Annotated in this window: 6 protein-coding genes and 1 riboswitch; of the genes, 4 read left to right on the top strand and 2 right to left on the bottom strand. The window is 37.6% G+C overall.

The features are described from left to right. Window positions 1-125: 125 nt before the first annotated feature. Window positions 126-311: riboswitch (cobalamin riboswitch) on the bottom strand. A 193-nt stretch (window positions 312-504) separates the two neighbouring features. Continuing rightward, a complete protein-coding gene (locus tag AC27E9_RS14960; protein WP_487131531.1) occupies window positions 505-1,146 on the bottom strand; it encodes a histidine phosphatase family protein in 642 nt (213 codons plus the stop codon). Window positions 1,147-1,375: 229 nt separating this feature from the next. On the opposite strand from AC27E9_RS14960, the gene AC27E9_RS14955 reads away from it, so the two are divergent. The 4 genes from AC27E9_RS14955 (at window position 1,376) to AC27E9_RS14940 (ending at window position 9,605) form a co-directional block, all read left to right on the top strand. Further along, window positions 1,376-2,194 (top strand): cobalamin-binding protein, encoded by an 819-nt coding sequence (locus AC27E9_RS14955; RefSeq protein ID WP_487131529.1) that lies wholly within the window; start codon window positions 1,376-1,378, stop codon window positions 2,192-2,194. 145 nt (window positions 2,195-2,339) lie between these two features. After that, window positions 2,340-3,380 (top strand): HD domain-containing phosphohydrolase, encoded by a 1,041-nt coding sequence (locus tag AC27E9_RS14950; RefSeq protein WP_487131527.1) that lies wholly within the window; start codon window positions 2,340-2,342, stop codon window positions 3,378-3,380. Window positions 3,381-3,385: 5 nt separating this feature from the next. Beyond that, on the top strand, window positions 3,386-8,992 hold the full coding sequence (locus tag AC27E9_RS14945; protein ID WP_487131525.1) for an ABC transporter substrate-binding protein: 5,607 nt from the start codon (window positions 3,386-3,388) through the stop codon (window positions 8,990-8,992). Window positions 8,993-9,137: 145 nt separating this feature from the next. Beyond that, complete coding sequence (locus AC27E9_RS14940) at window positions 9,138-9,605, top strand: 2TM domain-containing protein (protein WP_487131523.1); 468 nt, start codon at window positions 9,138-9,140, stop codon at window positions 9,603-9,605. A gap of 114 nt (window positions 9,606-9,719) precedes the next feature. Here AC27E9_RS14940 and AC27E9_RS14935 read toward each other — a convergent pair whose 3' ends face one another. Next, window positions 9,720-11,441 (bottom strand): RluA family pseudouridine synthase, encoded by a 1,722-nt coding sequence (locus AC27E9_RS14935; protein WP_487131521.1) that lies wholly within the window; start codon window positions 11,439-11,441, stop codon window positions 9,720-9,722. Window positions 11,442-11,458 lie beyond the last annotated feature (17 nt).

The raw sequence follows: 11,458 nt of genomic DNA, 5'->3' as shown, positions 1-11,458 counted from the left end.
CAGGCCATCAAACTATGATTAACGTCGATTAACTAAAGCGGAGTTTTAGGGAGCATGTCAAGTATGAAAAATATAGCTCATACCGAGAAAAATGATAAATGCTCGAGTAACCCGCTCGACGTAGCAATTAATGACATCATTCACCTGGTATCCTGACTTACAGCGTCTAGATATATCCCTTCCCAAAGTGTCAGTTTACTTTAGTGGTTAATACATCGCTCTGTTTACAGTTGCGGGTACAGTTGTGGACTTTCACCACATTCCCAGTATTACTTTCCTCTTCACTAGTTATTAAACCATTAGAATAGCTTCAATAGATGCTGAAAAAGTAAAATAGAATTAGACATTATTAAATTAATGGCGCGATTATCAACAGCTAAGACAAAATAGCAAGGTTTATTTTTATCTCAGTTATAACCTAACTACATAAAAATCTTTTAAATCAATTTATTGTCAAAAATGTTGTTTTTAGCTTCATACTAAAGGACTAAAAGATCGTACCAGTTACAGCATTAGTTTAGGCCAAGCCTTACCATTATTATCAACAAAAATTTTAATATGAATTAGCGCTCCATACGGCACATCGATTTGTGTCATGTGTGATGTACCCGGCAAAGGTAGATTTAAGATTTTAGCCAAAATATAACGAATAACTCCACCATGACTAATCACTAAAAAGTTTTGGGGCTTCTCTGAGTCTTGGCTAACAGAAACACCCTGCTGTAACAACAATTGCCAAATTGCATCAACCCTGACCGCAAAGTCCGTCATAGTTTCACCGTTTGGTGGCGAGCACTGCCATGGGTTTTGCCAAAAATCACCTAATGAAGGTATAGCCTCAGCTAACTTGGCATTTTGTTGCCATAAAGTTTGGTAATTTTCTCCGTCCCAATCACCAAAGTTCATTTCCGCTAATTGCTCAATAACCTGTAATGGAATTTTTTGTTGCTGGCAAAACTGTTGTGCAAATACTTGGCAGCGAATAAGTGGAGAACTAAAGCAATGAGAAATTATTGGCAGCTTAGATGTTGCATCAATTAGTTGCTGTTTTCCACGCTCAGAAAGCTCAATATCCGTACGCCCACATAAAATACCTGACTTAACAAGTTCACCATGACGCAATAAATAGATACTAATTTCTGACAATTGACTCTTCCTAACATCAATACAATTTTATTAAGTTAGTCTATCAAATATGTTCATAAGATTAATGAGTTAAATCTTATTTTTCGATCTATTGTATCGTTATCATAAGTAAGATTGCTCCTTGTGTCTGCACGTAGGAAAATGCTAAAACAATGTTTATTCTTCAAAAGTGTGTATACATAAGCACGATAAAACTAAATTTTTCAACGATAAATTTACAAGGGAAAACATGTTCTCAATTACTGAGCCCAAATGGCCTGAACGCATAATCTGTTTGACAGAAGAAACCACCGAAGCACTGTACATGATGGAAGAAGACCATCGTATAATCGGTATATCAGCATACACTATGCGCCCTGAACGAGCTCGTAAAGAAAAAACTAAAGTAAGTGCTTACATTACAGCAAGAACCGAAAAAATAATGGAACTAAAGCCAGATTTAGTTTTAGCTTTCTCAGATATGCAAGCAGATATTGTCGCTGACTTAATAAAAGAAGGTATTCAAGTACATTGCTTTAACCATCGCAGTATCAGTGAAACCCTACAAATGATCCGCACACTGTCAGCATTAATTGGCCAGCCAGAAAAGGGCGAAAAGCTAGTTAAGCAAATGCAAAACAATTTGCAGCAAGTAAAACAGCAGGCTGAACTATTGCCTAAAAAACCTAAGGTATATTTTGAAGAATGGTTTGATCCAATCATAACTGGTATTGGTTGGGTCAGTGAATTAATTGAAATTGCAGGAGGTGTTGATTGCTATCAAGAGTTTTCAAAGCAATCTCTCGCTAAAAATCGTATTGTCGCTGATGCCAGCGACGTTATAGCTAAGCAACCTGACATTTATATTGCATCTTGGTGCGGGAGAAAGTTCGACAAAGAAAAAGTTGTGACCCGATCAGGTTGGCAACAAATACCTGCCATTAAAAATAATGACATATACGAGATAAATTCAACCGATATTTTGCAACCAGGTCCTGCAGCACTAACTGATGGCGTTGCTGAATTAGCTCGTATCATCAAGCAATGGTCAACACAGCAAGTACCATAGCTCAGATAACAAAATTATTAATGACTATACACTCAACTAGCAACTAAAAAACAATCAACAAATTATAGGGAAATTATTGTCTGAAAAGAGAGTTACTGCTATGTTTTAATTATAGATTATTTATATTCTCACAATGGAACTTGGCATGAGAGATAGCGCGACAATATTAGTTGTTGATGATGCACCTGAAAACATTGATGTTTTGGTAGGCATATTAAAACCAAACTATCAGCTTAAGGTAGCACGCGATGGAGAAATGGCTATAAAAATAGCCAATATTCAGCCTCGCCCTGATTTAATATTATTAGATATTATGATGCCAGGTATCGATGGCTACGAAACCTGTAAGCGTTTAAAACTTGATATTGCAACGCGTGATATTCCTATCATTTTTATAACCGCCAAAATTTCAGTTGAAGACGAAGCCAGAGGGCTTAGTTTAGGTGCGGTTGACTATATAGCGAAACCAGTTAATCCAGCCATTGTAATGCAACGGGTAAAAACACATTTAGCATTGAGCGACCAGAAGCGAGAACTGTACCAAAAAGTAAAAATGCAAACACAAGAACTCATCAATACCCGTTACAATATTATTCAAAAATTAGGCCGCGCAGCAGAATTTAAAGACAATGAAACAGGGAATCACGTTCAACGTATGAGTAAGTATGCCTATATTCTTGCCATTGCTTGTGGCATGGGTGAAGAAAACGCTGACTTATTAATGAATGCTGCCCCGATGCACGATATTGGCAAAATAGGCGTACCTGATCATATTCTTAAAAAGTCAGGAAAACTCGATGACGATGAATGGAAAATAATGAAAGAACACGCCGCCTTTGGGGCAGAAATTCTTGATGAAAAAAATCCATCACAGTTAATGAAAACGGCTAAAACAGTGGCTGTAACACACCATGAGAAATGGGATGGCAGTGGCTACCCCAATGGTTTAAAAGCGGAAGAAATTCCACTAGAAGGCAGAATAATTGCCATAGCAGATGTGTTTGACGCATTAACTTCACAGCGCCCATATAAGCCGGCCTGGACCATTGAAAGCACAATAGAGTTAATCAAAAATGAATCAGGGAAGCACTTCGATCCCCAATTAGTAGAATACTTTATTGATAATTTAGACGAAATCCTTGCTGTTAAAGCGCAGTTTTCTGAAGAATCCGCACAGAGTACATAAACTATATGTTAAGTTTTTTTCGCATTACCACTAAATTTACTCACTTCTTATCAGCACTATTGATGCTTATCTGCACTACAAGCTTGGCTGCAGAAACAGAAAAAGTAACTATTCAGCTTAATTGGACACACCAATTTCAATTTGCTGGCTACTACGCTGCCATTGAACAAGGATACTATCAGGAGTTAGGCATAGATGTTGAATTACGAGAATTTAACGGTGATGGCGCGATTGAAGATTACGTCGTAAATGGCAATGCAGATTACGGCATTAATAATTCCAGTTTAATTGTCGCGAAAAACAATGGCAAGCCGGTGGTTATTGTTGCGCAAATATTTCAGCACTCCCCTTCTACACTTGCCACCTTAAGTTCATCAAATATTACCACGCCGTTTGATTTAATAGGTAAACGAATTATGGTTGACTCAAGTAGTGAAAACTACGCATCAATCATAGCTATGCTTAAACAAGCTCAACCAGAAACCTCAGGCTTTATATGGCAAGAACAAAGTTATAACTTTTCTGCTTTAGCTAATGGTGAAAGTGACGCTATGTTAATTTATCGCACTGATGAACCTTTTAAATTTGCCAAAGAAAACATTGATATATTCATCATTGACCCACGTGACTACGGTATAGACTTCTATGGTGACAACCTATTTACCAGCGAAGAAGAAGTAAAAAATCACCCACAACGTGTACAAGCTATTCGCCAAGCAACGATCAAAGGCTGGCAATATGCTTTAAACAATAAGCAAGAAATTATCTCGCTAATTGAAAAAAAATATAATAGTCAAAATAAAACTCACGAACATCTCGTTTTTGAAGCAGAAGAAATCAACAAAGTTATTCTAGCCAAGTTTATTCCTATTGGTTCAATTGCTCGTACTCGCATGGAAAAAATCACTGAAACCTATTACCAACTAGGTATGGTTTCTTCGCCTGTTTTACCAGACAACATCTTGCTAGAAGATGCCTTAGCACAGTTTTCTCCAAAACAAATGAACCATGATAAAAGCATTTCATTGATCATCATTATGGTAGTTATTTCATTATTGCTAATTTCTTCAACACTCTTACTACCTAAATTGATCACAGCAAAACGTCTTGCTATTTTTATGGCCTCAAGAAGATTTCCCGTTATTGTTCACTCCATATCTATTCTTAATATTGCCATAATATTTACGGTGATTTATTTAACATTGCAAGATAATGAAGAAAGCACCCAAGCCAGCATGAAAAAGAACTTAGAGTTTGTTGTAGGGGCAACAAAATCAAGGCTAAATGACTGGATAATGGATCAAGAAAACTTGTTAAAACAAATCAGTAATGATGACGAGGTAGTTAATTTAACTCAAGAATTATTATTGCAGCCAACATTAAAAGCTTCGCTCTTAACATCAAATCCATTACAAAATATACGCGAGTATTTTCGTCAAAGCAGTGTTGATGGCCAAGGGTTCTTTATCATCAATCAAGACTATATCAATATTGGCTCAAGCCGAAATGAAAACTTAGGCCAAATCAATTTAATTGCTAAGCAACAGCCAGATATATTACCCGCGGTATTCGCAGGTGAAACCCATTTTGTATCGCCGATAAAGTCAGATGTCAGCTTAAGCTTTGGCAACACGCGCAGTCCAATAGACCAATACAGTATGTTTATCGTGACACCAATAAAAGACCATGAAGAGAATGTCATTGCTGCACTAACCTTGCGCGTGCAAGCAAGTGGCCATATCTCCAACATTCTCCAGCAAGGTCGCATTGGCGCATCAGGTGAAAGCTACTTGGTAAATACACTAGGAGAAATGCTATCTAAAAGCCGTTTTGAAGCTGATCTTTCATCAATAGCTTACTTTAAAAACTTAAACAAAAACGAACAACTCATTTCACTAAACGCGCCTAAGGTCGATATTACCCTAGCAAATAGTGCTGAGGTCGATGTTAGGCAACAGCCATTTACTTTTATGGCTAATGATTTAATTAATAATGTTCGACCTGATAGTCAAAACATATTAAATAAAAACAAAGTAGCCTCGAATGTTATTGGCTATAACGATTATCGTGGCATAAGCGTATATGGTGCTTGGGTTTGGGATAGCAAACTTGGGTTTGGTATCGCGACTGAAATCGATGCAGCAGAGGCTATGCATGGAGTTAGCTCACTAAGAAACAAACTCATGCTAATTTCATTTGTAACCTTATTGCTCACGTTAACTTCTAACATTTTTACAGTCACGGTAGGACAACGCTCAACAAAATATATGCGCCGCTCAAAAGAAGAGTTGGAAAAAATTGTTGAACAGCGCACACAAGAGTTACAGCAACGTGAACGCGCAATGTGGGAGTTATATGAACATGCGCCTGTTGCCTATGCAACATTAAATCCTAAAGGTGAATTTATTAAGCACAACTGTGCGTTTGCTCATTTATTTAAACGCCCGCGAGAAATATTCACTTCACTGAACTGGCAAGAGTTTGTAGCTGAGGAATATTACGTCCATAAAATATTTTTGACCAAATCTCACTTATTAGAATGTGAAATTCCCGTAGAAATAAGCAATACACAAACAATAGATACCATGATGTCAGCTTTGCCGGTATATGATGAAAATGAACAACTTAGTGAAGTGCGTTTAACCTTAATTGATGTAACCCAACAAAATGCAGCAAAAGCACAATTTGCCGCATTAATGGAATCAGCGCCGGATGCGATTATTTTACTCGATAAACATCGCGAACATAGTTTAGTCAATTCACAAGTTCTCTCAATGTTTGGCTATGAAAAATCAGAACTCATCGGTCAGAAAATTGAACGTTTGTTGCCAGAAGAAGCAAGTTCACATGTCTTCGAGCAATTAATTCACCAAAAAGAGCCACAAAAACAGTTAATAGAACTTACAGGAAAGCGAAAAAACAATAGCGAATTCTCCGCTGAAGTAACCGTAAGTTCTCTCGACATCCACAACGATAGATTTATTGTCGCGATTATTCGTGATATTACCGAAAGAAAACTAAACGATGCAGCACTAACAGAGCAAGTGCTCTTTCAACAAGCATTAGCTGATACCATTCCATATCCTATTTTTGTTAAGGGGCCAGACGCTAGATTTATCAATGTGAACACTGCTTATGAGCAAACCTTTAATGTTAAAAGAGAAGATATTATTGGCAAAACGGTGCTCGATTTAGAATATATACCACTTGCCGAGCGACAAGCATTTCAGAAAGAAGACCTTGAAGTTATCGCTTCAATTGGCATGGTAAAAAAAGAGTTATCAATGGTTTATGGTGATGGTCTAGAACATAACACCATGTATTGGGTAAAAGGCTTCGAAAAAGCCGATGGCAGTGTTGGCGGCTTGCTAGGAACTTTTGTTGATATCAGCGAACAAAAAATGGCAGAGCAGGCACTCGCTCATGCGAAATCTCTTGCCGAAGATGCCGCCAAAGCCAAATCAAATTTCTTAGCGAATATGTCACATGAAATACGTACACCAATGAATGCTATTATCGGCATGTCATCTCTTGCACTTAAAACACAGTTATCTCCCCAGCAAGAAAATTATATATTTAAAGTTAATCGAGCGGCGGAATCATTACTTGGCATTATTAATGATATTTTAGACTTTTCCAAAATTGAAGCTGATAAGCTCGACATTGAATCAATTCCATTCTCCTTAGACGATATTCTCGACAATCTCAGTAACATGCTGATCGACAAGCTCACAGAAAAAAGAACTGAACTGATATTTGATGTTGAGCAAAACGTACCGATTGATCTTATCGGTGATCCGCTGCGCTTAGGACAAATACTCACTAACTTAGGTAGCAATGCGGCAAAATTTACCGAGCATGGTGAAATAAGAATCAACATTTCATGTGTTAACAAGCATGATGAAAGCGTCACCTTGAAGTTTTCTATTTGCGATACTGGAATAGGAATGAGTGCCGAGCAACAAGAAAAGTTATTTCAATCTTTCAATCAGGCCGATGCATCAACAACGCGAAAATATGGTGGTACTGGCTTAGGGTTAGCAATATGTAAACGCTTAATTGAACTATTAGGTGGTGAAATTTGGTTAGAAAGTGAAGAAAACATTGGTAGCCAATTTCATTTCACCATCAGTTATCAAACACAATCAGCAGAACAAGCAAAGGCAAACAAACCTCATTTATCTTCTATTCAAGGACTAAAACTTGCCTTAATAGAAGATAACGACACCTACAAATCAATTTTACAGCGTATCTTAAAGTCATTTGGCTTTATTGTTGAAAACTATAATTCTGTTATTGAGGCTTTGCCTGAGCTTAGCCAACAAGCTAATGCATTTGACGCATTAATTTTTGACGTAACTAAATGCAGTGATAACCAAAACTGTGCTGACATTTATTCAATTCGCGATGCTTGCCCAACACTTCCAATTTTGCATATCTTGCCAAACCGCAGAGAGCTACCGATAGAAGCATTGAACGAAGGTGATAATTACTACGTTACCTGTAAACCGATTACCTCTTCCAATTTGCTCGATAGTTTATTAATTACTTTAGGCCAAGAAAACTTAAGAAACCTAAAATACAAAGTCATGCCATTAGAAGAGCAAGCAGCTATTGACGCATTACAAGGAGCCAAAATCCTTCTTGTTGAGGATAATGAAATTAATCAGGAGCTTGCAACCGAGCTGTTAACGCACCACAACATCCTTGTTTATGTTGCCAATAATGGTCAAGAAGCTATTGACTTCCTTGATAACGAAACCGTTGATGGCGTATTAATGGATTGCCAAATGCCCGTTAAAGATGGTTATACCGCCACCAGAGAATTACGACAAGATGCACGCTTTACCAATTTACCCATAATTGCCATGACAGCTAATGTGATGGCAGGCGATAGAGAAAAAGCTCTGCGCAGTGGCATGAATGAGCACATAGGTAAACCCATTAATACCAGTGAATTATTTACTAAATTGGCGCAATGGGTTACCCCTAGTGATCATAGTGCAACAGCAAGCTCGGCAACGACTGGCAGTAGTGACGGTGAAATGATTCCTGAGCTTTATGGTATTGATACCAAAGCAGGTTTAGCAATTACACAACAAAACACCGCTCTTTATCATCGCTTATTAGTTAAATTTAAAGACAATTATGCAGACGCTATCACTCCTATTGCCACGGCACTTGCACAAGGTGACTTCTCAACGGTGGAATACTTGGCTCATACACTAAAGGGAGTTGCAGGCAATATTGGCGCGACAAAACTTTATAAATTGGCAGACAATATTGAAAATGCAGCGATAAAAGAAATAGGAGACCCTGACTCTATTGCTCAAGCAACTCATGAACTTATGCAAATACAGCATGATTTGGTTAAAATTAAACCCGCTCAAGATAAAAGTTCGACTTTTAATCCCGAGCTTTGTAAAAAGCACCTAAAACAATTACAAAATGAAATTGAAAACTATGATGTTGCAGCACTAGATACCATTCAAGCACTGCTGCCTATGGTAGAACATCAGCAATCTAAAAAAACATTATCACAAGTGATGGAAAAAATTGAAATTTATGATTTTGACGAAGCCGTATTACTCCTTAATAATGTAGATTTTTAGATAGATAAACAAACTCTCTGGAATTAAAATTACACTGTAAGCTATTGATAATAAAAGACTGTCGCACTTTTGTCAGATAGAAGTCGTAACACATTCACGTTAATTTATTAGATAGTAATACTCGAACAGCAACAAGGAATGTCAAATGATAGTAAGAAAACTTAGACTTAAGCGAGCTTGGTCTCAGGAACAATTAGCACAACTAAGTGGCCTAAATATTCGCACAATTCAACGTATTGAACGCGGCCAAAAAGCTGGTTTAGAATCATTAAAATCCCTTGCAGCAGTTTTCGAAGTTGAACTTGATGAATTGTTAATGGAGGATACGATGAATAACTCAGAAAAAGTTACTGAAGAAGAAAGTAGAGTTATAGAGCACGTTAAAGATATCAAAGGTTTTTATAGCCATTTAATTAATTATGCTGTGGTGGTTTTAGGGTTATTTATTGTCAACTTTCTTACCAGCCCCGAATATTACTGGGCATGGTGGGCAGCTTTTGGTTGGGGTATAGGTTTAGTATCACATGGCATTAGTGTTTTTGAAGTATTTAGTTTCTTTGATGCTGACTGGGAGAAGCAACAGGTTGAAAAGCGCTTAGGAAAAAAGCTATAACTTGCGAGTCTCATTATTTGCTCAAGTCGCTCATAGAAGAGCGACTTGAGAATGTTCTTATTAGCTAGTTATTTAAGTTGCTATATAGAATTTTTTCATTGGTACATTTAACGTTCACGTTAATGAAAAATCAGCAGCAACCTCAAAAACCATCTCACGATGTGTTATCGGATGTTTAAGCGCCAAGTACTCCGCATGTAAATGTAATCGTTCAGCCTTTACACCATAATGATCATCGCCAACAATGGGGGCCTGCAAGCCCTGATGATGAGCACAATGTACGCGTAATTGGTGAGTTCGACCCGTAACAGGAAATAAATGTACTAGGCTTTGCTTAGTATTTTTTTCAATAACCTTCCAATGAGTTAAGGCCTTCTTGCCATATTCAAAACACACCAATTGTCTTGGTTTATCATCTAAATCTAACCGCAAGGGTAAATCAATAACACCGCTGTCTTCTTTAAGCTCACGATTCACAAGGGCGATGTAACGCTTTTTAACCGTACGTTCAATAAATTGCTTTTGTAATGCTTTATGAGCGCGCTTATTTAATGCAATTGCTAATAAGCCAGATGTTGACATATCAAGCCGATGTACAATGAGTGGGCCACTGGCATGAGGAAATTGATTTTTGATCCGTAAATATACTGAGTCTTCGATATTTTTACCGGGTACCGATAAAAATTCAGCCGGCTTATTAATCACCAAAAGATCATCATCCTGATAAACAATACTCAGATCTTTGCCCTGTGCAGGATTTATTAACAATGGGTTTGCTTCAACATCTAAACCTTTCAGCATATGACCTAATATTGGCTGACATTTGCTATAGCATGACGGGTAGTAATGGCCATGGTGGCGAATAGCCGATTTAGGCGCAGCCCCCCACCAAAATTCAGCCATGGTAATTGGTTCTAAATTGTTTTGATAAGCAAATTGCAATAGCTTAGGCGCTGCACAATCACCTGAGCCCGCCGGAGGTGTTCTATCAGGTATTTCAGCAAAGATCTTATTAAGATCTTTAACCTCGTTGTTAGCATTTAAAAACTGATATTGTGCAAAGAGTTTCTTTTGTAAGTTTTTCGACCGTGACTTTCGCTGTTTCTTCAATAACAGAATATTCGTATTTATTGCATCAACTGCCGATTGAATTAGCGCTATTTTCTCTGACCATACAGATTTAAGTGCTTGTAGTTGCTTCTTTTGCTCAATACTCTGTCCCGCTAGCTGTGCCTTTAAGACACCAAATTCTTCAGCTGTTAAAACTTCACTCGCTGACTGCCGCTCAAGTTTGCGCTGCTTTCTACTTGCTACCATCAATACTTGCTGAGCAGTGAGTTCTTCTTGATAAGTAGTATTAGCTTTATTAAGTTTTTCTTGTAATTGCGCAAGCTCATCACTTGAGACTAGCTGTTCAATCTCACTGTTTATTACATTAATTTGCTGTTGTTCTTTTAAAAACAACTCATCTCGCAGCTGCATTGCAGAAACAGCAGGTACAAAAGTTAAGGTTTCAGGTGCGCCTTCAAATTGCCCCGAATATGCGCTTAAATAGCCCAATTGTTGCTGTGCATTTTGCACCACCAAAACACCAAACATTTTACCAGTATTTTTTCCTGAACGATTTACAGTACCAGCATTATTTGTATTGCTTTTATCGACACCACAGACCTGACGCCATTGCTTGTTAGTGTTTAGCTTTGCTTGTAGCTCATTACAAGCGATAACCGCAAGCTGATCAGGTTGGTAATAAAATGGAAAAGTAAATTGTTGAGGAATTGCCAAACCATCAATGTTAGAACTAAATTTGGTAAAACAGTGCTGAGAAAAACTCATATAAAAGAGGATATTTA

The sequence above is a fragment of the Colwellia meonggei genome (genome assembly GCF_057537295.1).
The sequence above is the reverse complement of the archived record's forward strand: the minus strand, read 5'-3'. Positions and strand labels throughout refer to the sequence as shown.

Bases quoted from the DNA above. Each gene is read 5' to 3' on its own strand.
- AC27E9_RS14955 (WP_487131529.1), top strand. From the start codon at position 1,376: ATGTTCTCAATTACTGAGCCCAAATGGCCTGAACGCATAATCTGTTTG.
- AC27E9_RS14950 (WP_487131527.1), top strand. From the start codon at position 2,340: ATGAGAGATAGCGCGACAATATTAGTTGTTGATGATGCACCTGAAAAC.
- AC27E9_RS14935 (WP_487131521.1), bottom strand. From the start codon at position 11,441: ATGAGTTTTTCTCAGCACTGTTTTACCAAATTTAGTTCTAACATTGAT.
- AC27E9_RS14940 (WP_487131523.1), top strand. From the start codon at position 9,138: ATGATAGTAAGAAAACTTAGACTTAAGCGAGCTTGGTCTCAGGAACAA.
- AC27E9_RS14945 (WP_487131525.1), top strand. From the start codon at position 3,386: ATGTTAAGTTTTTTTCGCATTACCACTAAATTTACTCACTTCTTATCA.